Annotated in this window: 18 protein-coding genes; 15 read left to right on the top strand and 3 right to left on the bottom strand. The window is 47.2% G+C overall.

Going from position 1 to position 25,601, the window contains the following annotated elements; genetic code table 11:
- Positions 1-202: 202 nt before the first annotated feature.
- Together ViNHUV68_RS01060 and ViNHUV68_RS01055 are read right to left on the bottom strand one after the other, a co-directional pair.
- The gene (locus ViNHUV68_RS01060; RefSeq protein ID WP_391088948.1) at positions 203-2,800 is read right to left on the bottom strand and encodes an ExeM/NucH family extracellular endonuclease; all 2,598 of its coding nucleotides are present in this window, start codon (positions 2,798-2,800) and stop codon (positions 203-205) included.
- 351 nt (positions 2,801-3,151) lie between these two features.
- Entirely contained in the window at positions 3,152-3,673 is a 522-nt protein-coding gene (locus ViNHUV68_RS01055; RefSeq protein WP_038175119.1) for an FxsA family protein, read from the bottom strand.
- A 327-nt stretch (positions 3,674-4,000) separates the two neighbouring features.
- Here ViNHUV68_RS01055 and aspA point away from each other — a divergent pair, with 327 nt between their 5' ends.
- The 15 genes from aspA (at position 4,001) to ViNHUV68_RS00980 (ending at position 22,037) form a co-directional block, all read left to right on the top strand.
- Positions 4,001-5,452 (top strand): aspartate ammonia-lyase, encoded by a 1,452-nt coding sequence (aspA, locus tag ViNHUV68_RS01050; RefSeq protein WP_038175118.1) that lies wholly within the window; start codon positions 4,001-4,003, stop codon positions 5,450-5,452.
- A gap of 163 nt (positions 5,453-5,615) precedes the next feature.
- Positions 5,616-6,923 carry an anaerobic C4-dicarboxylate transporter family protein gene (locus ViNHUV68_RS01045; protein WP_391088945.1) on the top strand — a complete coding sequence of 436 codons (1,308 nt, stop codon included), beginning with the start codon at positions 5,616-5,618 and terminating at the stop codon, positions 6,921-6,923.
- 486 nt (positions 6,924-7,409) lie between these two features.
- The gene (locus ViNHUV68_RS01040; RefSeq protein WP_038175116.1) at positions 7,410-8,858 is read left to right on the top strand and encodes a YfcC family protein; all 1,449 of its coding nucleotides are present in this window, start codon (positions 7,410-7,412) and stop codon (positions 8,856-8,858) included.
- Between the two features lie 777 nt (positions 8,859-9,635).
- Positions 9,636-10,859: an arginine deiminase gene (arcA, locus tag ViNHUV68_RS01035; protein ID WP_038175115.1), complete on the top strand. Its 1,224-nt coding sequence runs from the start codon at positions 9,636-9,638 to the stop codon at positions 10,857-10,859.
- 65 nt (positions 10,860-10,924) lie between these two features.
- Positions 10,925-11,836 (top strand): carbamate kinase, encoded by a 912-nt coding sequence (gene arcC, locus ViNHUV68_RS01030; protein WP_038175114.1) that lies wholly within the window; start codon positions 10,925-10,927, stop codon positions 11,834-11,836.
- Between the two features lie 100 nt (positions 11,837-11,936).
- Positions 11,937-12,947, top strand: a complete 1,011-nt coding sequence (locus ViNHUV68_RS01025) for an ornithine carbamoyltransferase (RefSeq protein WP_038175113.1) — start codon at positions 11,937-11,939, stop codon at positions 12,945-12,947.
- A gap of 495 nt (positions 12,948-13,442) precedes the next feature.
- Complete coding sequence (gene pyrB / locus ViNHUV68_RS01020; protein ID WP_038175112.1) at positions 13,443-14,372, top strand: aspartate carbamoyltransferase; 930 nt, start codon at positions 13,443-13,445, stop codon at positions 14,370-14,372.
- A 17-nt stretch (positions 14,373-14,389) separates the two neighbouring features.
- Positions 14,390-14,854 (top strand): aspartate carbamoyltransferase regulatory subunit, encoded by a 465-nt coding sequence (gene pyrI, locus ViNHUV68_RS01015; RefSeq protein WP_038175110.1) that lies wholly within the window; start codon positions 14,390-14,392, stop codon positions 14,852-14,854.
- Between the two features lie 334 nt (positions 14,855-15,188).
- Positions 15,189-15,677, top strand: a complete 489-nt coding sequence (locus ViNHUV68_RS01010; RefSeq protein ID WP_038175109.1) for an arginine repressor — start codon at positions 15,189-15,191, stop codon at positions 15,675-15,677.
- A gap of 157 nt (positions 15,678-15,834) precedes the next feature.
- The gene (locus ViNHUV68_RS01005; protein WP_391088942.1) at positions 15,835-17,631 is read left to right on the top strand and encodes a protein-disulfide reductase DsbD; all 1,797 of its coding nucleotides are present in this window, start codon (positions 15,835-15,837) and stop codon (positions 17,629-17,631) included.
- Positions 17,632-17,874: 243 nt separating this feature from the next.
- A complete protein-coding gene (locus ViNHUV68_RS01000; RefSeq protein WP_038175105.1) occupies positions 17,875-18,510 on the top strand; it encodes a response regulator transcription factor in 636 nt (211 codons plus the stop codon).
- A gap of 101 nt (positions 18,511-18,611) precedes the next feature.
- Positions 18,612-19,238: a MarC family protein gene (locus tag ViNHUV68_RS00995; protein ID WP_038175103.1), complete on the top strand. Its 627-nt coding sequence runs from the start codon at positions 18,612-18,614 to the stop codon at positions 19,236-19,238.
- A gap of 217 nt (positions 19,239-19,455) precedes the next feature.
- Positions 19,456-19,719 (top strand): DUF4212 domain-containing protein, encoded by a 264-nt coding sequence (locus ViNHUV68_RS00990; protein WP_038175101.1) that lies wholly within the window; start codon positions 19,456-19,458, stop codon positions 19,717-19,719.
- Between the two features lie 12 nt (positions 19,720-19,731).
- Positions 19,732-21,459, top strand: coding sequence for a sodium:solute symporter family protein (locus ViNHUV68_RS00985; protein ID WP_038175100.1), 1,728 nt, complete (start codon positions 19,732-19,734; stop codon positions 21,457-21,459).
- A 95-nt stretch (positions 21,460-21,554) separates the two neighbouring features.
- Positions 21,555-22,037, top strand: coding sequence for a hypothetical protein (locus tag ViNHUV68_RS00980; RefSeq protein ID WP_038175099.1), 483 nt, complete (start codon positions 21,555-21,557; stop codon positions 22,035-22,037).
- A 94-nt stretch (positions 22,038-22,131) separates the two neighbouring features.
- Here ViNHUV68_RS00980 and ViNHUV68_RS00975 read toward each other — a convergent pair whose 3' ends face one another.
- Entirely contained in the window at positions 22,132-25,560 is a 3,429-nt protein-coding gene (locus ViNHUV68_RS00975; RefSeq protein ID WP_391088939.1) for a PAS-domain containing protein, read from the bottom strand.
- Between the last annotated feature and the right edge of the window lie 41 nt (positions 25,561-25,601).

Here is a 25,601-nt window from a genome sequence, read left to right as displayed (position 1 = left end):
GAGCTGAATTACTGGCCTAGGAAAGTTCGCATCACGACTTAATATCACTCCATTCGCCTCGGAAGTTTTGGTGAAAAAATGAGTTCTCTTATCAGCGATAATGAATGGCTGCTGTACTGGCTTTGAATCACTAAAGAAAAAGTCAATGTAAAAGGGTAGGTGTATATTCACCTACCCTTTTACTCTTAATTAAATTCGGTCACTACTTACGACGGCGCCACAGCGCGAGGCCGAACAGTGACATCATGGCGCCAAAGCTAAATGAGCCAGCCATGTTCAGTTCAAGAACCGCCGGATCGTGGTCTGATGAACGGAAGTGGTCGTTGTACTTAGGCAGGTCACCTTTGTACTCATCGTTGTAATCAAACAGCGTCGATTCACCGCCATTGATGTGCCAGTCGGTGGCATCAACAAAGTGCTTCTCAAGACTTGGACTGATCAACAGATGATCCAGTGCGCCAACCTCATCGTTGAATGAGTAACTCCAACTGTTTGGATGCGCTTTCGCCACCGCGTTGATGTAGCCGTAGTTGTGATTAATCACCGCTCCTTCATCACCGTACTGAGCCTCGCCACTAATATAAGTGTTACGTGCTGCTTTGATGGTTTTGCCGTATTTCTCTTGGCTGTAATCCGTTAGCACCAGCATTGGGTCTTCCATGCCGTATGAGTTCATATCACCCAAGATCACTTTATGACCGTCGATCTCTTTTAATGCATCCCCCAGAGCGACTGCCGCGGCAACGCGGAAGTTCTCACACGAGCCTTGCTTATCGAGATCTTTGCCCCCTTGACCGCCTTGATCAATCGGTGCGGCGTCTTCCCAACACTTCGAACCTTTCGATTTAAAGTGATTAATCGCAACCGTTATGGTCTCTTTGCTGCCTTTGACTTTAAACGTTGGTGCCAGTGAATCACGTTGGTAGTTCTTACCGTCTTCGATCACTTTACCTTTGTCGTCTAGCACCTCTGGGGCTTGTTGGCTTGGCATCGCGATCACACGTGACTCTTTAAGCTTGACCACTTTAGGACGGTAGATCACGCCAGTGGTGATCACGTCAGTACCGATAGAGTCATTTTCATCCGCCACTTTATCGCCATTACTGTCGACGCTGACAAACGCGTAGCGATCTTTCTTAGCATCAATCTGTTGGTTAAGCTGTTCAACCAGTTGGCGAATAGCGCCGCTGTCACCAAAACCGTTGTTCTCGATTTCCATCAAGCCAATGATATCCGCATCAAGACGTAAGATGGCGTTAACAATCTTAGCCTGCTGTACTTCAAATTCTTCAAAGCTATTGGCACCACGGTTATTACCATGTTGGTTAGCATCACCACCAAACGGCGAGTTGAAGTAGTTTAATACGTTGAAGGTTGCGATACGTAAATCGCCCTCTTTCATCTCGATCTCATCCGTACGAGGATCGTTGCGAACAAAACTTTCACTGGTCAACGTATTGGTTGGGATAAGACGATAATCACCGTAACTGTAGGTGATCACCCCTTCGAGGCCAACAATGGTGTCGTCGACACGGATGTAGTCTTCGGTTGAGCCGTCTTGATCAATGTCGCTGCGGCCAAATTGTGGGTAGTAAGGAATTTGACCATTGGCCGCTTTCGCATCTGACTCAACGTATAGGCGGCGCTGTGCGTTCTCGATACTTTGCAGTTTTGCCAGTTCAGAGCCTGCGGCAAAGTTCTGGTTTGGCTGCATGCTGATACGACCTTGTGCCAATACCATGTTGTTGCGACGCGACGCGTAATCGTAGCCGAAAGTGCGAGTGACGCGCATATCAAGCGCCTCTGTCGTACGGACTAACATCCCTTCGTAGCGCTCTAATGTGCGATCAAAGTTGCTATCGGTCGCGAGCAGTTCAATATCGGTTGCGCTTGGCGCTGCTTGCTCGCCTTGCTTAAGCCATTGGTTATTTTCAGCTTTTAGCTGTGTATGATTGTAGTATTCCTGCACTTTACCTTTCACACACACCACATCACCCGCTTGTAGCTCAGAGCTCGATTGATTAGTGTGGACGAACAAACCTTCAGAGGTCTCTGGGTTGTAATCATCGGTCAGTGCTTGCAGGTAGAAACCTTTGGTTAAGCCTGTTGTTACGGCACTTACGACGCCTTTAACAAAGAACTCTTGATCGGTAATGTATGGGTAACCACTGATGAAGGGCGAGCTATCCCCTGCACCTTGAATATCTTGAATTGAAGTAAAGGTTGGCGTTTGGCCATCTTGGGTACAAGCAAACGGCTCGGGCGCTGTGCCGCCATCGAGTGTGCCTAAACCTTCAATGCTGTCTTTAGCCAATGATGACCATTGCGCTAGATTGTGAGAAGAAGAAGGGCTCATCGCATCTGAATTACGCACGAGCGTGGTGTCTTTAGCGAAATCCGCCCCGCCCATATCACCTAACAGGTCATGCACTGCGCCATCTTTGAGCAATGCCACCGGATCATTGCCGTTAAAACCAGCCACTGCACCATTCAGAATATCGGCCACCGCTTTGATGTCATCATTGGCGCTGGTGTGCGCAACAACCAGCACACTTTGCGCTGCCAAAACTTGACCATTGAGCGACAACTTACTGCCCCACTCACCGTTACCATTGGTCGATTTAGCCAGCTCATAGCCATCAAGAGAGACCGAGCTATCACCCGTATTGGCAATCTCAACCGCTTTGTTGTTGCTGCCACCTTCTACATATTGAGAGATGATGATGTCCGCCATTGCTGGAGACGAAAGCGCACCGGCGATCACTGCCGCGAGTAGCGTTGGAGTTAATTTTTGTTTCATGTTATCCACCCTGCATCGCTTCCAATGTTGAACAACAACCAGAAAGCGTGTTCCAAATCACTTTTCGTGTGATTACTTATTAAAAAACCATGCACAGTGTTGATGTTTTTTATGAAACTAAAAATTACATTCAGTGACAGTGAGATTTCGATCTCATAGATATGGTGAATAATTGAAGCGTGGTCAAATTTTCAACATTTGATGATAACAGAAGTATTAAATTTAAGACTATCACCTTGAATTAATTAAGCTTTAACTAATAAATAGAGTCTTTACTCAGTCTGTGGTTTTATTCTCGCGATCAAAAAAGGCGCATACTATGCGCCTTAAATGACTAGCAGAAATTATCGACTAGTTTAAGCGGTTACGCTCATCGTCGTCTTTATCTTTATGCTCATACTCCCCTTCAAAGGTCGACCCTTGATTGGAGTTATCACGATCAAATGGGTTTTGTTCAAACGGACGTTGACCAAATTGCTCACCATGAAAGCTGCCGTGAAAACCACCACCGACCGATTTCACCACCATTTTACTCATCAAGTATTTGGCGATCGCGGCGCGAGGTGCTGGCAGTAGCACTAACATACCCAATGCATCAGTCATAAAACCTGGCGTAAGCAGTAACACACCAGCCACCGCTAACATCACGCCTTCAAAGATCTGCTGCGCGGGCAACTCCCCTTGCTGCATCCGAGTTTGTACCGACATTAAGGTTTGCAAGCCTTGGCTGCGGACCAACGACGCACCGGCAAACGCCGTGAGCAAAACTAAAGCGATGGTAGGCCACAGCCCCAAATAACCACCGACTTGAATAAATAGACCTATTTCAATGATAGGAACGAAAATAAATAGCAAAAGTAAGATAGGAAACACACGCCCTCCTTTGTTGAACTCAGTGTACGTGCTCTGGGTAATGAGCTCAAATTAAAGCGGTAAAAATTCGTGTCGACAACGCAATCATAACGTTCGACATGAATACCACTAAAGGGTTATTCGTACCCTGTTCATAGTTTGCAAATCTTTCACTAAATAAAAGCAAAAAAGGTGATCAAGTTACTATTTTTATGCGCTAGGTACAGTATTATGTGCCACATAAGTCAGGACGGATTATACAGCCAAAAATTCTGCCGAATGGATTCTTAAACTACAGAATGGCTAGAAGCAAACCTTAATATCAGAATAAATCTCTAAGGATCCTGTATGGCTACCCTAACTGATGCCCCTAAAACGGCGAATCAAGCGACTCGTATTGAAGAAGACTTACTCGGCCAACGTCATGTCCCTGCTGACGCTTATTACGGCATTCATACGCTCCGCGCGATGGAAAACTTCAATATCTCCAACATGACCATTTCCGATGTACCGGAGTTTGTCCGCGGCATGGTCATGACTAAAAAAGCGGCTACGCTGGCCAATAACGAACTCGGCGTGATCCCAAAAGATGTCGCTCATTATATTCTTGAAGCGTGTGACCTGATGCTTGAAACAGGTAAGTGCATGGATCAGTTCCCTTCAGACGTTTTCCAAGGCGGCGCTGGTACTTCGGTCAACATGAACACCAACGAAGTCATTGCGAACCTAGCACTTGAGCTGATGGGCAAAGAAAAAGGCCAATACCAGTTCATCAACCCCAATGATCACGTCAACAAAAGTCAATCAACCAACTGTGCTTACCCAACTGGTTTCCGTATTGCGGTATACAACAGTGTCGCCACACTGATTGAAGCGATTGAATACCTTAAAGGTGCTTTCGAACTGAAAAGCCAAGAATTTAAAGGCATCTTGAAGATGGGTCGTACTCAGCTACAAGATGCTGTGCCTATGACCGTTGGCCAAGAGTTCCACGCTTGGGCGGTGACTTTAAACGAAGAGATTCGTGCCCTTGAATACACGTCAAAACTACTGCTTGAAATCAATCTAGGTGCAACAGCAATTGGTACTGGCTTGAATGCGGCGCAAGGTTACCAAGCCGCGGCCGTCAAACATCTTGCACAAGTCACTGGCTTAGATGTGGTCCCTGCAGAAGATTTGATTGAAGCGACATCAGATTGTGGCGCTTACGTAATGACCCACGGCGCACTAAAACGTCTCGCGGTAAAACTGTCTAAAATCTGTAACGACTTGCGCCTACTCTCTTCAGGTCCTCGCGCGGGTCTCAACGAACTCAACTTGCCAGAACTGCAAGCCGGTTCTTCTATCATGCCTGCCAAAGTCAACCCTGTGGTTCCTGAAGTGGTGAACCAAGTGTGCTTTAAGGTTTTGGGGAACGACAACACAATTTCATTTGCAGCTGAAGGCGGTCAGCTCCAGCTTAACGTGATGGAACCTGTCATTGCGCAAAGCATGTTTGAGTCGATCTCAATCCTATCGAACGCTTGTGTCAACTTACGTGACAAGTGTATCGACGGCATTACCGTTAACAAAGAAGTGTGCGAAAACTACGTTTACAACTCTATCGGTATCGTCACTTACCTTAACCCGTACATTGGCCACCACGAAGGTGACATTGTCGGCAAGATCTGTGCTGAAACGGGTAAGAGTGTGCGTGAAGTGGTTTTAGAACGCGGCTTACTGACGGAAGAAGAACTCGATGAGATCCTTTCCGTTGAGAACTTTATGCACCCAACCTACAAAGCGAAACGCTACGAGTAATTGTACGGCTTGGTTTAAAGGGTCCTTGCGACCCTTTTTTAAGCGCCAAGGCGATTAACCACGCTCATAACATGGCTTTAACTTTGCCATTCCTATTATCTAACTATTTAGCTCCTGAATGGTTAGATAATCAGAATCACAATTCACATCGAGAGGTATCAATATGGTTGCAATCGAACTCATCGTCGTTCTGCTCTTTATCTATTTAGGAGCAAGAATTGGCGGCATTGGCATTGGCTTAGCAGGTGGCGCTGGGGTTATCGCCCTATCTTTGGTTTTAGGCGTACCGACTAGCCAAGCGTTTATTCCGGTAGACGTTATTCTTATCATCATGTCTGTAATTACCGCGATTGCCGCAATGCAAGTGGCCGGTGGTATGGACTGGTTAGTTCAACTGGCAGAAAACTTCTTGCGTAAGCACCCCGAGCGCATCACCTTTTATGCGCCGATTGTGACTTTCCTAATGACGTTAATGGCGGGCACAGGCCACACTGCGTTTTCAACCCTACCTGTCATAGCCGAAGTAGCAAAAGGCCAAGGCGTGCGTCCTTCTCGCCCATTGTCGATAGCGGTTGTCGCTTCACAAATCGCGATCACCGCTTCGCCGATTTCTGCTGCTGTGGTTGCTTTTGCTGCGATGCTGGCACCAATGGGTGTCGATTACTTAACCCTACTTGCCGTGTGCATCCCTACCACTTTTATCGCTTGTATGATCGGGGCCTTTGTTGCCAACTTCATGGGCGGTGAGCTTAAAGATGACCCTATCTACCAAGAACGTCTGGAACAAGGCTTAATCAAGTTAAGCACTCAAACTCAGCGTGAAATCTTACCAAGCGCAAAAACAGCGACTTACATCTTCTTAGCCGCAATCGGTTTTGTTGTCTGCTACGCGGCAGCGATTTCAGGTTCAGTCGGTCTAATTAAAGATCCCGCACTCGGTCGTAACGAAGCCATCATGACGGTAATGCTCGCCGCTGCCGCCGCGATTGTGCTATTTACCAAAATTGATGCCGCCAAAATACCATCAGCGGCGACGTTCCGTTCAGGCATGACCGCTTGTGTCTGCGTACTTGGTGTGGCTTGGTTAGGCTCAACGTTTGTCAATGCACACGTTGATAGCATCAAAGAGGTTGCAGGTGAACTACTGTCTGACTACCCGTGGATGCTCGCCATGGTGCTATTCTTTGCGTCAATGTTGCTGTACTCGCAAGGCGCAACCACCGTTGCTTTAATGCCAGCAGCACTGGCGATTGGAGTGGCTCCCCTCACTGCCGTCGCCTCGTTTGCCGCGGTCAGTGCGCTATTTGTATTACCAACTTATCCGACTCTGCTCGCCGCAGTAGAAATGGACGACACGGGATCAACTCGTATTGGCAAATACGTATTTAACCACCCATTTTTTGTTCCTGGCGTGGTCACCATCGCTTCAGCAGTCGCGCTAGGCTTTGCTTTTGGCGGCCTTTTAATCTAGTCATAAAGAGTAGTAACACAAATAAAACCTAGGGAGCTTCGGCTCCCTTTTTATTTTACCAAATTAAATAAAACCCAGCTCACAGTCTATTTTTGACTTTAATCAATAAAGTGGCCAAAAGATTTTTATGCATTTAAATTCCCGGCTTTGAATAAAATTCCGCATAATTTTCACCAGCGCAAAAAGCGTGTATCAAAACCTAGTAACTAGGTATTTTTGTGGAATATTAATCCGTCTATTTCAAACAAATAATCGCTGTATTTATCACCACTACTTCTTACCTAAATCCAGTACTTATTTTTTGTGAAGATCACCAAAGTTACGTACCTCGTATTACTTTTAAAATAGAGTCAAAGGGTGATTAAAACCCCAACAATTAATCCCTAATACCAATAACTTACTCTACAACGAGTTATTTATTTTATAACTATTAGTCGCTGATTCACTTTTATTTATTGGTATATAGATAAAAGTAAGGAGATCGCTATGACAACTCAAACTGTAACGACCGAAGAGAAAAAAGGCGGCTTCTTTGCCAACTTTAAGTTCCCTTCAGCCTACACCATTCTTTTTGTTCTGATTGCGCTAGTCGCAATGCTGACTTGGATTGTTCCCGCAGGTCAATATGACCGTGTGATGAACGAAGATCTAGGCCGTGAAGTTCCTGTAACCGGAACCTACCAACCTGTTGATGGCAACCCTCAAGGTGTTATCGATGTTCTGCTCGCCCCCATCGATGGTTTCTATGACCACAATAGCTACGAAGCCGCAGCTATTGACGTTTCACTGTTCATTTTGATTATCGGTGGCTTCCTTGGCCTAGTGACGAAAACCGGCGCTATCGATGCTGGTATCGAACGTGTCACGGATCGACTCAAAGGTCGTGAAGAGTTGATGATCCCGATTCTAATGGCGTTGTTTGCCGCCGGTGGTACCGTTTATGGTATGGCGGAAGAGTCCCTCCCTTTCTACACCTTATTAGTGCCTGTGATGATGGCGGCTCGATTTGACCCTCTGGTCGCGGCAGCAACCGTGTTACTTGGCGCAGGGATTGGTACTCTGGGCTCAACCATCAACCCATTTGCAACCGTCATTGCGGCTAACGCAGCAGGTATCCCTTTCACCGATGGTATCGTACTGCGTGTGATTGCCCTTCTGATTGGCTGGGTTATCTGTGTCGCTTACGTCATGCGCTATGCCCGCATGGTTCGTCAAGATCAATCTAAATCGGTGGTTTACGACAAGTACGAAGAGAACAAAGCGCACTTCTTGGGCAACCAAACTGGCGAACGTCTTGAGTTCACCGCAACACGCAAACTGATCCTGAGTATATTTGGCGCCTCTTTCGCTGTGATGATTTACGGTGTATCGGTTGCTGGCTGGTGGATGGCAGAAATTTCAGCCATGTTCCTCGCGTCAACCATCATCATAGGTTTAGTCGCTCGAATGAGCGAAGAAGACTTTACCAACAGCTTTATTGATGGCGCTCGCGACCTATTGGGGGTAGCACTGATCATTGGTATCGCGCGTGGTATCGTCGTGGTAATGGATCGCGGCATGATTACCGACACTATCTTGTTCTCAGCAGAGCAAATGGTTACTGGTTTATCGTCGGTGGTGTTCATCAATGTGATGTTCTTCTTAGAAGTACTGTTATCGTTCCTTGTTCCTTCAAGTTCAGGCCTAGCGGTACTGACAATGCCAATCATGGCTCCCCTCGCGGACTTTGCTGGCGTTGGTCGTGACTTAGTCGTCACAGCGTACCAATCTGCATCTGGGCTAGTGAATTTGATCACCCCGACGTCCGCTGTCGTGATGGGTGGCTTGGCTATCGCCCGCGTTCCTTACGTACGTTGGGTCAAATGGGTCGCACCGTTACTGGCTATTTTAACGCTGTTCTGTGTTGCAATGCTTAGCGTTGGTGCACTTCTCTAAAGCGATTCTTTTCCTAACCCTAGCTCACAGGAAGTGAGCCCTCTCAAAGCCGCCTAGTGCGGCTTTTTTGTGTTTAATGCATCAAGATGCGAGATGCGAGATGCGAGATGCGAGATGCGAGATGCGAGATGCGAGATGCGAGATGCGAGATGCGAGATGCGAGATGCGAGATTATTGTGTCTTTTTAAGGGCGTATTCTGTCAACAAAATAACGTTTTACAATGTCGATAAATAACTCAGCCCCCATTCTAATTAGAAAAACTATCTTTTCTAATGAATTATATTAATCAACGCACTTTAAAACATTTAATACCGACAAATATTAATATGTGACCTAGACAACAATTATTACCAATTGTTTTGTTACCAAACGATTAATTCGCCCATAAAAATCAATTATCTAGGGAGTTTGAGTGCATATTTTCATTTTATTAAGTCTATTGTTAGTGCTTTTTTATTGAATATTCTTCCTTCGTTTTATTATTTAACTAGGCCAATGCATATTTCGCTGCATAAACTTCCACAACAAACGGCTAATTAGGGGTTTTACAGTAAAATAACAACTGCATAGATATTGTTAAAACCCTTACACAGCAAGGGCTGAGGCTTAAAAAACGTTCTGTGATTGACCTCTAAGATTCCCTCACCAACAAGCGTAATATGAATTTCAGACACAAAATAAGTGAATAAATAAATTCACGCTTATATTCCCTACAAATTAAATATTAGTTTTTTTTAAAAAAATAAAACTGATTATAAAATAAGAGAGATACGATCATGAGTAAGTTATACGTAGGTTCTGAAATCGGTCAATTACGTCGCGTTCTGGTACACCGTCCTAGACGAGCTCTGACTCACCTAACCCCATCTAACTGTCACGATCTGCTATTTGATGACGTATTGGCAGTTGAACGTGCAGGCGAGGAGCACGACGTATTCACTCAAACTCTGCGCGACCAAGGTGTCGAAGTCTTACTATTAACTGACTTGTTGGCAGACACGCTCGCCGTCGCCGAAGCCAAAGATTGGCTACTTAACCAGCAAGTCTCTGATTACCGTTTGGGCAAAACGTTCGCTAACGATGTGCGTTGTTACCTAGGTGACTTACCTAACCTAGAGCTGGCTAAAATCCTTACTGGCGGTCTTTCATACGCTGAAATGCCAATGAAATCTTCTTCTATGATGCAAGGTTTACACGCTCCAACCGACTTCATCATTGAACCACTACCAAATCACCTATTTACACGTGATACCTCATGCTGGGTTTACGGTGGGGTTTCTATCAACCCAATGGCAAAAGCGGCTCGTCAACGTGAAACCAACCATGTTCGCGCTATCTACCGCTGGCACCCAAGCTTTGCTGGCCAAGACTTCATTAAGTACTTCGGTGACAACGAGCAAGTGAACTACGACAACTCAACCATCGAAGGCGGTGACGTACTGGTTATTGGTAAAGGCGCGGTTCTTATCGGTATGTCTGAGCGTACAACGGCACAAGGCGTTGAGCACTTGGCATCAGGTCTATTCAAACATGGTCAAGCCAAACAAGTGATTGCCATGGAGCTACCGAAACACCGCTCTTGCATGCACTTAGACACAGTAATGACGCACATGCGTGAAGATACTTTCTCTGTATACCCTGAAGTAGTGCGTAAAGATGTTAAATGCTGGAGCCTAACTGGCGATCAATCTGGCGCAGTCAACGTCAAAGAAGAAGGCTACTTCGTGACTGCGATTGAAAAAGCACTCGGCGTCGACAAGCTAAACCTCATCACCACTGGCGGTGACAACTTCAACGCAGAACGCGAGCAGTGGAACGATGCAAACAACGTTCTCACCGTCAAACCAGGTGTGGTTGTCGGCTACGAGGGCAACACTTACACCAACGAAAAATACGACAAAGCAGGCATCACAGTACTTCCTATCCCAGGTGATGAGCTAGGTCGCGGTCGCGGCGGCGCTCGCTGCATGAGCTGCCCAATCGAACGTGATGGTATCTAATTAAGTACTTATTAGGCTGGAGCGACCATAGTGCCCGCTCCAGCCCCTGTAGAGAGATTCAAACAATGACTAAACAAACTGTAGTTGTCGCACTAGGTGGTAACGCTTTGCTTCGCCGTGGTGAGCCACTTGAAGCTGAAGTACAACGCCAAAACATCGAAGTCGCCGTCAAAACGATTTCTGAAATCGCGAAAGAATACAACGTGGTACTGGTACACGGTAATGGTCCACAAGTAGGTTTGCTTGCCCTGCAAGGTTTGGAATACAAGAAAGTCGCGCCATACCCGCTTGATGTCCTTGGCAGCGAAACACAAGGCATGATCGGTTACATGCTGATGCAAGAGTTTAAAAACCAGATGCCAAACGTCAACGCGACTTGCATGTTGACGCAAATGACCGTCGATCCTAATGATCCCGCGTTTGCAGACCCAACCAAACCCATTGGTCCTATTTACGAAGAAGCGGAAGCTCGCGAGTTGGCAGAAAAGTACCACTGGACAATCAAGCCAGACGGCAAACACTTCCGCCGCGTGGTCCCAAGCCCACAGCCAACGGGCATCATCGAACACGATGCGATCACTAAATTAATTGATGCCGGCCACCTTGTTATCTGTACTGGCGGCGGTGGTATTCCGGTGAAACGCGAAAACGGCAAACTGGTGGGTGTTGAAGCGGTGATCGACAAAGACATGTCGGCTGCATTCCTCGCCAAACAGCTCGATGCTGATGCTCTGCTAATCCTCACTGACGCAGACGCGGTTTACCTTGATTGGGGCAAGCCAACACAGCACGCCCTGCGCAGCACAACGCCAAGCGAACTGGCGCAGTACCAGTTCGATGCAGGCTCTATGGGACCAAAAATTGAAGCGTCCTGCGAGTTTATCAAGCAAGGCGGCAAAGTTGTCGGTATCGGCTCTTTGCAAGATGGTCTGCGTATTCTGCAAGGCACAGCGGGTACCAACATCACTAAAGGTTAATGACAACGTTAAGCAATACCAATCATTCAATTTAACAGCGCTTTCTTATTTTCTTTTCCCTGCAACCAAGAAAGCGCCAAACGATAAAAAGGAAAACACCATGGCTTTTAATCTACGTAACCGTAACTTCCTAAAACTACTAGACTTTACTCCACGTGAAATTCAACACATGTTGGATCTTTCAGCGGAACTGAAAAAAGCAAAATACAACGGCTATGAACAACCTCGTCTAAAAGGCAAAAACATTGCGCTAATTTTCGAGAAGACCTCTACTCGTACACGTTGTGCATTTGAAGTTGCGGCTTTTGACCAAGGCGCTCAAGTCTCTTACTTAGGCCCATCGGGTTCTCAAATCGGTCACAAAGAGTCAATGAAAGATACAGCACGTGTGCTTGGCCGCATGTACGATGGCATCGAATACCGCGGTTTCGGTCAAGAGATCGTAGAAGAGCTCGGCGCCTACGCTGGTGTGCCAGTGTGGAACGGTCTAACCGACGAATTCCACCCAACTCAAATCCTCGCGGACTTCCTAACCATGACCGAACACGGCCGCGGCAAACAACTACACGAAATCAAGTTTGCTTACTTAGGTGATGCGCGCAACAACATGGGTAACTCCTTGATGGTAGGCGCTGCGAAAATGGGCATGGACATCCGCCTTGTCGCACCTAAAGCGTTCTGGCCAGAAGAAGCATTAGTGGCACAATGTCGTGATATCGCCGCTGAAACTGGGGCTAAAATCACCCTAACTGAAGACGTACAAGAAGGGGTTCAAGGCTGTGATTACCTCTACACTGACGTATGGGTATCAATGGGCGAAGCGAAAGAAGCATGGGCTGAGCGTATCAATCTGATGATGCCTTACCAAGTCAACATGGACATGATCAAGGCCACGGGCAACCCAGATGTGAAATTCATGCACTGCTTGCCTGCTTTCCACGGCGAAGATACCACGGTAGGCAAACAGCTTGCGGCAGATTACCCGCAACTTAAAGATGGCGTTGAGGTAACCGATGAAGTGGTTGAATCTAAGCACTCTATCGTATTCGATGAAGCAGAAAACCGCATGCACACCATCAAAGCCGTGATGGTCGCGACACTAGGCGACTAAATTATCGAGTCTTCATGGCCATTTGCCAAACAGGAAATGGCCAACAAGATTACTCTCGATTGCCAGCACAATAAGTGACCATCGATGAGTATTTTTGCAGGGAAATGCGGGTGGCGTTCAGCGACGTACAAAAACGTACTGAATAAAGCCCGCATTTTTTTTCATCACTTAAAAGCCAAATCCATCCCCCAAACGCTCCGAAGCAAGATCTGACAACGGTTGAAAAGTCATAGCTAAAATCAGCTAAAATCGCATAAAAATCCAATTCATGGATAGTTTCCGCAAACGCTTGCGTTGGTGATTTTTGTCCGTATAATCCTCGGCAATTTGTCTAGGAGTACATCAATGTCGCAGCCATTAGCAACCTATCGTTGTTACCTAACGCGCCCTAAATCAGGGACGTTCGCTGTTTCATTTTTCTCCACCGATCCTTTACTAGCCTCCTATTTTTAGGGGGCTTTTTTTTGTCTGTCATTTACGACGAGGAATACAGCTATGGCGCATTCGTTATTTAACAAGCACATTATCTCTATCCCAGAGCTCAGCCGTGAAGAGCTTGAGCTTATTGTTGACACTTCTGCACGCTTAAAAGCAGAGCCGAATCCGGAGCTACTGAAAAATAAGGTTGTTGCCAGCTGCTTCTTCGAACCGTCGACCCGTACTCGCCTCTCTTTCGAGACCGCAGTACAGCGTTTGGGCGGCACAGTGATTGGGTTTGATAACGGCGGCAACACATCCCTAGCGAAAAAAGGCGAAACGCTGGCCGATTCGGTTCAAGTGATCGCTTCGTACGTAGATGCATTCGTGATGCGCCACCCACAAGAAGGCGCGGCGCGCTTGGCTTCTGAATTCTCAAATGGCGTACCGATTGTCAACGGTGGAGACGGTGCAAACCAGCACCCAACTCAAACGCTGCTCGATCTGTTCTCGATCTACGAGACTCAAGGCACACTCGACAACCTCAACGTCGCCTTCGTGGGTGATCTGAAATATGGCCGCACTGTGCACTCACTCACTCAAGCGCTAGCAAAATTCAACAATGTGCGTTTCTTCTTTATCGCCCCAGAAGCCCTCGCGATGCCAGACTACATCTGCGAAGAGTTAGAAGAGGCAGGTATTGCGTTCAGCATGCACAGTAACATCGAAGAAGTCGTTCCTGAATTGGATGTTCTTTACATGACACGCGTACAGAAAGAGCGCTTTGACGAGTCAGAATATGCCCATATCAAGTCAGCGTTCATCTTAACGGCGGCAACACTGAGCGAAGCGCGTGACAACCTCAAGGTGCTTCACCCACTTCCTCGTGTCGATGAAATCACCACCGATGTTGATAAAACCAAGCACGCTTACTACTTCGAGCAAGCGGAAAATGGCGTCTACGCACGTGAAGCACTACTCGCCCTTGTCCTTAATGACACACTTTAATTAGCAGGAGAATCATCATGGTGAAACAAACTCAACTTCAAGTAGAAGCGATTCGTAACGGCTCTGTTATCGACCATATTCCTGCCAATATTGGAATTAAAGTGCTTAAACTGTTCAAAATGCACAAAACCAATGAGCGCATCACAATTGGTCTTAATCTGCCATCTTCCGCGCTTGGCGGCAAAGATTTGATCAAGATTGAAAATGTCTACCTGACCAAAGAACAAGCCAATCAATTGGCACTGTATGCACCCAAAGCGACGGTCAATCAGATTGAAGAGTACAAGGTAGTCAACAAGCTTAATCTTGCACTCCCAGAAACGATTGCCAGCGTATTCGAATGCCCGAACAGCAACTGTATTTCTCATGGCGAACCGGTAGAAAGCAAATTTAAGGTGCAGCAAAAGCAGGACAATGTGCAGCTAAAATGCCACTACTGTGAAAAAGTATTCTCACGCGAAATCATGACCGAAGCGCGCTAGCCCACAAGCGCTTGCGTCCCTCCTAAACCTGCAATTCATGACTGGATATTTATTCTTATTGCGGAATAAATATCCACTTTCACCCAGCATTTATATCTAACAAAACAATAGATAACTAGTTGTTTATTTGGCGATCGCTTTCACAAAGCCACATAAGATTTGGTGTTATTATGCGAAGACTTAAAAATCACCGCAGAAGTGATACCAATTAGACCCTGTCAATACACGTTTAGATTGGTACAAGCGCTCAAAATCCCACAGCATTTATATGGAGTTATGTGCTGATAGTTACATGGACGAATCATCCTACGTCATGTTTTATTGAGGAGTTCCAATGAGTGAAACTCTAAACGCAACCACCGTTGATTATAGTGAAGACAAAACACTCACAGCGGCCTGTAAACGTCTACTGCAACAACAGAGCTTTAGCACTCAGAACGAGCTACGCGAAGCCTTGGTCAATATTGGTTTTGAAGGCATTAGTCAGTCCACCGTATCTAGATTGCTCTCGCAGCTGGGAGTGATTAAGGTACAAAACGCGTGCGGCAAAAAAGTCTACTGCATTACGGTTGAAACCGCCCCGGTGCGAGTCGGCTCTTCGATCTCGTCACAAATCGAATTTATTACCCACAATCAAGCGATGGTGGTAGTAAAAACGCACCCTGGCAGCGCCCAACTGGTTGCTCGCTTGGTCGATATCGATCCTCATACTGAGATTCTCGGCACCGTGGGCGGCAATGACACTGTGCTCGTCATCCCAAAAGATACCGACAACATCGATGCTTGCGAACGTGTCGTTCGAGCCCGTTTAGGCGTTGCTTGACCGCAGCTCATGCGCCATCTCGATACCGATTTGGAGATGGCGCCTCAGAGATAGCGAAACTCTAGGTGAACTTTCTTCGCCTAAGTTGAAACTAATTTGCCCTTTCCCCTGTCTGATTGAGTTAACATGACTCAAATTTAACTCTTGTGACGGTTCTATGCGCTTCGCCTTCTCCTTACTTCTGTTGTGTTTTAGCTTTCTCTCTGCGCCCGCGATGGCGTTGTTTGATAATAGCAATTCAACACCAAGTTTTGCCAATAACAACAATACCTTCGTTGCTGTCGATGATGCGTTTCGCTTTAACGCCTTACAACAAGGCAATCGCGTATTTCTCGATTGGCAAGTAAAAGACGGCTACTACCTCTATCAACATCGTATTTCCGTGAGCGGTGAAAATGTCACCCTTGGCGATATCCAGATGCGCGATGGTCAGCCATACAAGGACGAATTTTTCGGCGAGGTCAACATCTACACCACGCCGTTGTTTATTGAAGTGCCATTGAGCGATTATCAGCAAGGCGCTCGGTTAATCGTCCAATACCAAGGGTGTGCCAAGGCAGGATTTTGCTATCCACCAGAGACGCGTGTGGTCGACATTACTCGCTTTGAGTTTGCCGACTCAACTCAGCTGACGAGCAAACAAACGGCGCAAGCAGCGCCAGTTGTCCAAACACCAGCGCCATCAACATCGTCACCGCAATCGAGCGAAGCAAACCTTGCTTCTAAACTGAGTGATAGTTGGTGGACGCCACTGCTGTTTTTAGCATTAGGCATTGGCCTTGCGTTTACTCCGTGCGTGCTACCGATGTACCCGATTTTAACCAGTATTGTCTTAGGCCGAGGAAAGCTCAGCCATGGCCGCGCACTTGGCCTAGCCTTTGTTTATGTACAAGGTATGGCGTTAACCTACACACTACTGGGTTTGGTGGTTGCGTCGGCAGGGCTGCAATTTCAAGCCGCCATGCAACACCCTTATGTTTTGATAGGCTTAAGTGTACTGTTTGTCGCACTCGCACTGTCAATGTTTGGCTTGTATACCATTCAGCTACCGAGCAGTCTGCAGACTTGGCTCAGTAACCTCAGTAATAAACAGCGAGGCGGCAGTTCGTTGGGCGTGTTTGCTATGGGGGCGATATCAGGCCTAGTTTGCTCGCCATGCACCACCGCTCCCCTGTCAGGCGCGCTGCTCTACGTCGCACAAAGCGGCGATCTCCTTACGGGGGCCATCGCCTTGTACGCTCTGGCATTGGGTATGGGTATACCACTGATGTTGGTGGCCGTATTTGGTAATAAACTGCTGCCTAAAGCGGGCAATTGGATGGATCGCGTGAAAACGCTGTTTGGCTTTATTCTCCTAGCTGCGCCCATCTTCCTTCTTGAGCGTATCTTGCCAAGCCTTTGGGCTACCGGTTTATGGTCAGCGCTTGGTATTGCGGCATTTGGCTGGCTGTATCATGTCAAAAACTCACTGCCATTTGGCGGTTGGAAGCAAAGCGTGATTGGTATTATTGCCGTACTGGGATTATTCGCGTCGGCGCAACCTGCGCTGCACTACTATTTTTCGCCGCCAACTGGCCAATCACAAAGCAAAATTGAGTTCATTAAAGTCAGTAATGTGGAACAACTGAAACAGCAACTCGCTAACGCTAAGCAAGCTGGTAAGCCGGTGATGCTCGATTTCTATGCCGACTGGTGTGTAGCGTGTAAAGAGTTTGAAAAATACACCTTCCACCAGCCAGACGTCGAATTCAGGCTCAAGGACTTTGTCTTGCTCCAAGCCGATGTCACGCGCAACCAAGTGGAAGATATTGCTCTACTTAAAGAAATGCAGGTGCTCGGTTTACCTACCATTGAATTTTGGGCGCCAGATGGCTCACGAGTCGTGAACGGGCGCATCACTGGCTTTATGGACGCCGCGACCTTCTTAGCGCACCTAAACGACCACAATCTGTAATACTCAGTTGGCTCAATAACACTAAACTCGCGCCATGGTCACTGACTGTGGCGCTGAGCTGGCCTCCCAGACCCACTCACTCTCTACTCACCCTGATCACTTCATTTCATGCTCAATATGTATTTATATGCAATATTGCTAATAAAACCCGATACAGTTCAGACTTTTAGCGAATAATTATTGTCCACAATCGTAAAGCTGATAATAATTCTATTAACCAAACCTTCATAAGTAGTTAACGTCATGGATTCGACCTACACCATCATCATCGCAGATGATCACCCGCTGTTTCGCAATGCTCTATTTCAATCGGTGCATATGGCGGTCAGTGGTGCGAACTTGTTAGAAGCCGACTCTCTAGACGCACTGCTGACACTGTTGAAAAAAGAGGACGAGCCTGACTTGCTGCTGCTTGATCTGAAAATGCCAGGGGCGAATGGCATGTCTGGCTTAATTCATCTGCGAGCTGAATACCCTGACTTGCCGATTGTCGTGGTCTCAGCCAGTGAAGAATCAACGGTCGTCACTCAAGTAAAAAGCCATGGTGCGTTTGGTTTTATTCCTAAGTCGAGTGATATGCGCGAGCTGGTCAGTGCGCTCAATCAAGTGCTCAATGGCGAACCTTTCTTCCCTGAAGGCTCGATCACTAACCATGCAGCTTGCAATGATTTAGCGACTAAAATTGCCACTTTAACGCCACAGCAGTACAAAGTCTTAGGAATGCTCTCTGATGGCTTGCTTAATAAGCAAATTGCTTACGAACTAAATGTATCTGAAGCAACAATAAAGGCCCATATGACGGCAATATTCCGCAAGTTAGGTGTAAAAAACCGCACTCAAGCCGTCATTTTACTTCAACAGCTTGAATCTGAAATATAATTCACCTAATCATCACATAGAACCACCCGTTTACTGCTACACTGAACAAGTCAGTTCACCACTGCGCTATCCCTCTGTTCCATTACTCTGGGAGTACCCCCTTGCTCAGCATCTTAATCACTCAATTCGTTGTTTTATGGGCCGTCATTGACCCAATCGGCTCTGTTCCTGTCTATCTGTCACAAACACAACATTTAACCGCCAAACAACGCCGGTTAGTTGCACTTAAAGCGGTCGCCATTGCGACTGGCGTGCTGTTATTTTTCCTTGTCGCTGGTCAGTTATTGCTTGAAGCGATGCAAATTCCCTTACCCGCTTTTCAAGCCGCCGGTGGCTTAGTATTACTGCTGTTTGCTTTGACGATGATTTTCGGTGAATCCAAGCCAGAGCAAGAGACGAAACTCTCTATCGATATCAGCCATTCCGATCTGGCAGACTTGGCCGTTTACCCATTGGCGATTCCCTCGATTGCCTCACCAGGTGCGATGATGGCGATCGTAATGCTGACCGACAACCATCGTTATTCATTGTTCGACCAGAGCCTAACCGCGGGTGTGATGGTGTTGGTATTAGTGATTACCCTATTGCTGCTGCTCGGAGCCACTCATATCCAAAAATGGATTGGTAATGTTGGCGCCGCCATCATCAGCCGCGTAATGGGCCTGATACTTGCTGCGGTTGCAGTGAATAATTTGCTGATGGGGATCAAAGATTTCTATCTTGGTTAATAAAAAACCACCCACTCAGTAATGAAACGTTAGACTTTAGGCTAATTTAACAGACCGTTAACATCACAGTTTTTTATCATTTACTCACTAAGCGTCCGTTATACGGACGCTTTTTGTTTTCATGCTCGCGACTAAAGTTGAAAAGAGTTCTTGCCCAACCCTTGCTAATGTAGACATTGAAACATTTTATTAACAACAAACACGTAAGGAGACGGCAATGGCGTTTGATAGTCAGGAACGAGCCAAGGCCTACTGGGATAAGAACGTAAAGCTGATGATTTCACTGTTAATCATCTGGTTTGTCGTTTCATTTGGCTGCGGCATTTTATTTGTCGATCAGCTTAACCAAATTCAAATAGGCGGTTACAAGTTAGGCTTCTGGTTTGCACAACAAGGCTCTATCTACACCTTCCTAGGTATTATTTTCTACTACGCGTGGAAGATGCGTCAGTTAGATCGCGAATTTAATGTGGACGAGTAAGGAGTAGTTCAGATGGATTTGAAAACAATCACTTATCTTGTTGTAGGTGCCACCTTTGTCCTTTACATCGGTATTGCGATTTGGGCGCGTGCCGGATCAACGAAAGAATTCTACGTAGCAGGCGGCGGGGTCCACCCGATCGCGAATGGTATGGCCACGGCGGCAGACTGGATGTCTGCGGCATCATTTATTTCTATGGCAGGCTTGATCGCCTTTATGGGTTACGGCGGCAGTGTCTTCCTTATGGGCTGGACTGGCGGTTACGTACTCCTTGCACTGCTACTTGCACCGTACTTACGCAAGTTTGGTAAATTTACCGTACCTGAGTTTGTCGGTGAGCGTTTTTACTCAAACGCTGCACGTATCGTGGCAGTTATTTGTCTTATCATCGCCTCGGTCACTTACGTTATCGGTCAGATGAAAGGCGTAGGTGTTGCCTTCGGTCGTTTCCTTGAAGTGGACTACTCAACGGGTCTCTTGATCGGTATGTGTATCGTCTTCATGTACGCAGTAATGGGCGGCATGAAAGGGATTACCTACACGCAGATAGCGCAATATTGCGTACTCATTCTTGCTTACACTATTCCAGCAATTTTTATCTCTCTGCAACTGACAGGTAACCCAATTCCGCAAATTGGCCTTGGGAGTACCATGGCCGGAACCGATGTCTACTTGCTCGACAGGCTCGACCAGGTGGTCACCGAACTCGGCTTTACCGAGTACACCACCCAAGTCCGTGGCGATACGTTAAACATGTTTGTTTATACTATGTCTCTGATGATCGGTACGGCAGGCCTCCCACACGTAATTATCCGCTTCTTCACCGTACCAAAAGTACGTGATGCGCGTACTTCTGCAGGTTGGGCACTGTTCTTCATCGCGATTTTGTACACAACAGCCCCTGCCGTTTCTGCAATGGCACGTCTAAACCTAATGGATACGGTTAACCCTGCGCCAGGCCAACACCTTGCGTATGATGAACGTCCTGACTGGTTCAAGAACTGGGAAAAAACCGGTCTGCTAGGTTTTGATGATAAGAACGGCGATGGCAATATCCAGTACACATCAAATGCGGCAACCAATGAGCTCAAAGTGGACCGTGACATCATGGTACTGGCTAACCCAGAAATCGCCAAGCTACCAAACTGGGTGATTGCACTGGTTGCAGCGGGTGGTCTAGCCGCAGCGCTTTCTACCGCAGCGGGTCTGTTGCTGGCTATCTCATCGGCGATATCCCATGACTTGATAAAAGGCGTCATCAATCCAAACATCTCAGAGAAGAAAGAACTACTGGCGAGTCGGATCTCGATGGGTGTGGCGATTGCAGTGGCTGGTTATCTCGGACTCAATCCGCCAGGCTTTGCCGCAGGTACGGTTGCTCTGGCGTTCGGTCTGGCGGCATCCTCTATCTTCCCTGCGTTGATGATGGGTATCTTCAGTAAAAACATCAACAAGGAAGGCGCTATCGCCGGTATGATCGCTGGTATTACCATCACACTATTCTACGTATTCCAACACAAAGGCATTCTGTTTATTGCCGATTGGAAATACCTAGAAAGCTGGGGCAGCAACTGGTTCCTAGGCATCGAACCAAATGCATTTGGCGCTATTGGTGCACTGTTTAACTTCATCGTGGCATTCGCAGTATCAAAAGTAACGGCTGAGACACCACAAGAAGTGAAAGATTTGGTTGAACATGTCCGTGTACCTGCTGGTGCTAGTGAAGCCGTCGACCACTAATAATAATACTCAACACACAAAAGCCCCGTTCGGGGCTTTTTTATTCTCTGTTTTCAGTTACCGTAATCAAAGTCTGTTGTAGCAAGGAAGCCAAGATGTTCAAAAATAAGCACTTAATCATCGCGTTACTTATCGCACCTATCCTATCGATCATTGCCTACTTCGGCACGGATGTGGCACTGAGTGAGAAGCCACATGCCGCACAAGAGGGAAAAAGCTATAAACTAGCGGCCAAGTCTAACTGTCGTTATACCAGTGGCTTGTGTGATATGAATAACGGAGAGTTTAAAGTGCAATTTCGCTCAGAAAAGGTAACCGCACAAAGCTTAGACTTATCACTGAAGTCCGCTTTTCCGTTAGAAGGGGTCAAACTGTCTCTGGTGGCACAACAAGAACAAATCGCGCAACCGCTTGATATGCAAGCAACCGATAGCAGTGGCAAAAAATGGTTCATTTCATTGCCAACCTCTGCCTCTGAAGAGAGCTGGCTGCGCGTAGCCATTCAAGCCGACGGCGCGCTCTACTATGGCGAGACCCAAACCCCGTTTGTTAGATATGAAACGTTGTTTACCGAGTAACAAGTTGCGAGTGATTTTTGCAAGGTTGACGTTTTTACGTCAACCTCTTAATCAACAATGACAATACCGCCATTTCGAACAGCAAAGTCCATTGCTAGACCCGATTCAACACCGCTCTTAACTTAAGTGGCTTAACTGGCTTAGCAATAAAGCTAAACCCATTTGACTTAATCCCATCCAACATATCATCGGTACGATCAGCGCTGATAATGACGCCGATAAAGCGGGCGCCTAAACGTAGACGGCATTGCTGCAGCACTTCTAACCCCGTTCGGCCGTGGTCTAATCGGTAGTCAGACAAAATCACATCCGGAACCCAGTCGGTCTCTATCTGTTGTAAGCTTGAAACCAAATCGACCGCGGTACGAACATCACATCCCCAACGCCCAAGCAGATTCTCCATCCCTACTAAGATGTCTTGCTCGTTATCGACACAAAGCACTTTGAGATGGCTAATATCAGAATGGTTGACGATCGGTGCCAGCGTTATCGGCTCAATCACTTTTTCACCGCGCGCTAAAGTAATGGAAAAAACGCTGCCTTTACCGGGCCATGAACGCATGGTGATCTGATGACCTAATACATGGGCGATCCCTTTCGAAATGGCTAACCCTAACCCTAAGCCTTGGTCTGAACGAACTTGACTGCCGCGATTGAATTCCTCAAAAATTTCTTGTTGTTTATCCTCATCAATACCAACACCGTTGTCCCATACATCAATGCGAGCTTGACCACCAATACGGCGCACACCGAGTACCACTTTCCCTTTAGGGTTGTAGCGAAACGCATTAGTCAGGAAGTTTTGCACTACCCGACGTAATAACTTCGGATCAGACTGAACAATCAAGTGACTCGGTATCATCGAGAACTCAACCCCTTGCTGCTTAGCCAGTGCACCAAACTCCGCATTGAGGTTAGCCAGAACATCGTTAATCGCAAAACTGTGCACCTGAACGTCTAACTTACCCGACTCTAAACGCGAGATATCGAGCAGATCACCAATCAAGTCTTCCGCCGCGCCCAAAGCACTTTCGATATATTGCGACAACTGCTTTGTCTCTGGATCTTTCGCCACTTCAGACAGAGAAGAGGCGAACAGCCGCGCAGCATTGAGCGGCTGCATCAAGTCGTGACTCACCGCTGCCAAAAAGCGTGATTTGGATTGAGATTCATGTTCAGAGCGCTGAGTCGCCGCAACGAGTTTTTTGTTCAACTGCTCAAGTTCTTGAGTTCGCGCTGTCACTCGCTCTTCAAGGGTTTCGTTCGCCTCTTTGAGTGCCTGCTCTGCATCTCGGAAGACCGTGATATCGGTAAAGCTCATGACAAACCCGCCGCCCGGCATCGGATTACCTTGCACCTCAATCACTCGGCCATCAGGTCGTACGCGAGAAGACGTATGCCGCGACCCTTGCTCAAGATGATATACCCGGCGACGTACATGCTCTTCTGGGTCACCTGGGCCACATAAGCCCTGCACGGCATTGTGTCGAATCACATCCGCAATCGGCCTGCCTACCTGAATCAATCCAGCCGGAAAAGTAAATAACTCTAAATAGCGCTGATTCCAAGCCACCAAACGTAATTGCTTATCGACCACCGCAATGCCTTGGCCAATATGTTCAATCGCCCCTTGCAGTAAGCCACGGCTAAAGTCATACAGCTCCGACGCTTCATCGACAATGGTCGCGACCTCTTCAAGCTGCATATTACGACCTTGCAAAGCCGAAGTAAGGACTAACTTAGCCGATGAAGCACCAAATACCCCAGCCAAGACCCTTTCAGTATGGCGAATCAGGGTTGATGGCGCTTGCTGGTTGGGCATTAAGGTTTCACGTTGCTGTTGCCAATACTGACGAAATGCGCTGCGTACTCGCTGGCGACCAACAAAACGCGACGCCAACATTTCTAACTCACCGACTGTGACACGGCTTTGATACAAGCTCATATTTTCACTTTCAGGCAAGGGAGTACCAATGAAGGAGGCCGACTGTAAGCGCTCACTAAGGCTAGCGCGCGTAAGCATTGAGACCACCACATAACACAAACTGTTGAGCGCAACACTCAGCACAATGCCCCAGTCGGAATTTTTGACTTCCAGCGCTTGCAGCCACTCAGGTGGCGTAATCATCCACAGAAGAAAATTGTTTTCTGCACTGCCAGCCAACATGTCGGTTTGACTCATCAAGGTGATCAGCCACAAGGTAAAGCCGACCGCTAAACCGACATAAACCCCTTTACGATTGCCTTGGCGCCAATACATACCGCCGAGCAACGCTGGTGCGAATTGCGTGATCGCCGCAAACGAGAGAAAGCCTATCGCTGACAGTGAGTGAATACTTCCTAACACTTGATAAAAGCCCCAAGCGCCAAGGAGCAGTAGCAGAATTAAGCCACGGCGAATGACGAGTAATAACCCAGAGAAATGACGATGAGTGCGTTGCGATAAGCGCATACGACGCAATAAGAGCGGCATCACCAAGTCATTGGAGACCATGATCGCCAACGCAATGGTCGACACGATCACCATGCCACTGGCGGCTGATGTGCCGCCCAAAAACGCGAGCAGAGCAATATCTGATGCGCCGACCGCCATCGGCAAGCTGATCACATAGGTATCCGGACTAACATCGGTTAATAGTGCCTGCCCCACCCAAGCAATCGGCAACACAAACAGCCCCATCAAAATCAGATAGACAGGAAATAGCCAACGCGCGGTGTGTAAATCTTGTGCACGTTCGTTTTCGACCACCATGGTATGGAACTGACGCGGCAGACAGACTATCGCAAGCATGGTCAGTACGGTATGAATCAATAAGGTCGGAAAGTTGGGCGCTTGATAGGTTTGACGCGCCACCTCAAGCAATTCGACATCACTGCGCTTTAACGCCAGAAAGAGGATAAACACACCAACAACCAGAAACGCCACCAGCTTAATGATCGATTCAAACGCAATCGCCATCATCATTCCACGATGGTGCTCGGTGTTGTCGATGTGTCGAGTACCAAATAACATGGTGAACATGGCTAAAGCGAGCACCACAAACCAAGACACATCAAAGCCCAAACTTTTAAATTGGACCGATAAATCAGGCGCGATGATCTCGAGCCCCATGGTAATGCCGCGCAGTTGCAAAGCAATGTAGGGCAAGATGCCCGCCACCGCAATCAAGGTTACCGCAACGGCCAAACCTTGTGATTTACCATAGCGAGCTGCAATAAAATCCGCAATCGAGGTAATGTGTTCACGTTTCGCCGTCAGAATTAACCGCGCAAGAACTCGCCAACCCAAAGTAAAGACTAAAATTGGCGCGATATAGATAGGAAGGAACGACCAAGGGTTACTACTTGCTTGCCCTACCGTGCCGTAAAAGGTCCATGAGGTACAGTAAACCGCGATTGATAAGCTGTATACCCAAGGGCGCCAACTAGCTAGCCACGAAGGGCGTCTATCGCCGTACCAAGCAATAACGAACAATAAACCGAGATACAACAGCGATACGGTGATCACCAGCCAACCCTGCATCAGATATCCTTATCTTATTTTGAGTTCATGGATCGCAATAA

It is taken from the genome of Vibrio sp. NH-UV-68 (genome assembly GCF_042940635.1).
In the GTDB taxonomy this organism is placed as follows: domain Bacteria; phylum Pseudomonadota; class Gammaproteobacteria; order Enterobacterales; family Vibrionaceae; genus Vibrio; species Vibrio pacinii.
Note: the sequence above shows the minus strand (reverse complement) of the source record. Positions and strands in the feature narration are given on the sequence as shown.

Excerpts from the sequence above, each read along its gene's own strand:
- ViNHUV68_RS01005 (WP_391088942.1), top strand. The coding sequence starts at position 15,835 with ATGCGCTTCGCCTTCTCCTTACTTCTGTTGTGTTTTAGCTTTCTCTCT.
- pyrB (WP_038175112.1), top strand. The coding sequence starts at position 13,443 with ATGGCGCATTCGTTATTTAACAAGCACATTATCTCTATCCCAGAGCTC.
- ViNHUV68_RS01045 (WP_391088945.1), top strand. The coding sequence starts at position 5,616 with ATGGTTGCAATCGAACTCATCGTCGTTCTGCTCTTTATCTATTTAGGA.
- aspA (WP_038175118.1), top strand. The coding sequence starts at position 4,001 with ATGGCTACCCTAACTGATGCCCCTAAAACGGCGAATCAAGCGACTCGT.
- ViNHUV68_RS01010 (WP_038175109.1), top strand. The coding sequence starts at position 15,189 with ATGAGTGAAACTCTAAACGCAACCACCGTTGATTATAGTGAAGACAAA.
- ViNHUV68_RS01000 (WP_038175105.1), top strand. The coding sequence starts at position 17,875 with ATGGATTCGACCTACACCATCATCATCGCAGATGATCACCCGCTGTTT.
- ViNHUV68_RS00985 (WP_038175100.1), top strand. The coding sequence starts at position 19,732 with ATGGATTTGAAAACAATCACTTATCTTGTTGTAGGTGCCACCTTTGTC.
- ViNHUV68_RS01060 (WP_391088948.1), bottom strand. The coding sequence starts at position 2,800 with ATGAAACAAAAATTAACTCCAACGCTACTCGCGGCAGTGATCGCCGGT.
- ViNHUV68_RS01025 (WP_038175113.1), top strand. The coding sequence starts at position 11,937 with ATGGCTTTTAATCTACGTAACCGTAACTTCCTAAAACTACTAGACTTT.
- arcC (WP_038175114.1), top strand. The coding sequence starts at position 10,925 with ATGACTAAACAAACTGTAGTTGTCGCACTAGGTGGTAACGCTTTGCTT.
- ViNHUV68_RS00975 (WP_391088939.1), bottom strand. The coding sequence starts at position 25,560 with ATGCAGGGTTGGCTGGTGATCACCGTATCGCTGTTGTATCTCGGTTTA.
- pyrI (WP_038175110.1), top strand. The coding sequence starts at position 14,390 with ATGGTGAAACAAACTCAACTTCAAGTAGAAGCGATTCGTAACGGCTCT.
- arcA (WP_038175115.1), top strand. The coding sequence starts at position 9,636 with ATGAGTAAGTTATACGTAGGTTCTGAAATCGGTCAATTACGTCGCGTT.
- ViNHUV68_RS00980 (WP_038175099.1), top strand. The coding sequence starts at position 21,555 with ATGTTCAAAAATAAGCACTTAATCATCGCGTTACTTATCGCACCTATC.
- ViNHUV68_RS00990 (WP_038175101.1), top strand. The coding sequence starts at position 19,456 with ATGGCGTTTGATAGTCAGGAACGAGCCAAGGCCTACTGGGATAAGAAC.
- ViNHUV68_RS01040 (WP_038175116.1), top strand. The coding sequence starts at position 7,410 with ATGACAACTCAAACTGTAACGACCGAAGAGAAAAAAGGCGGCTTCTTT.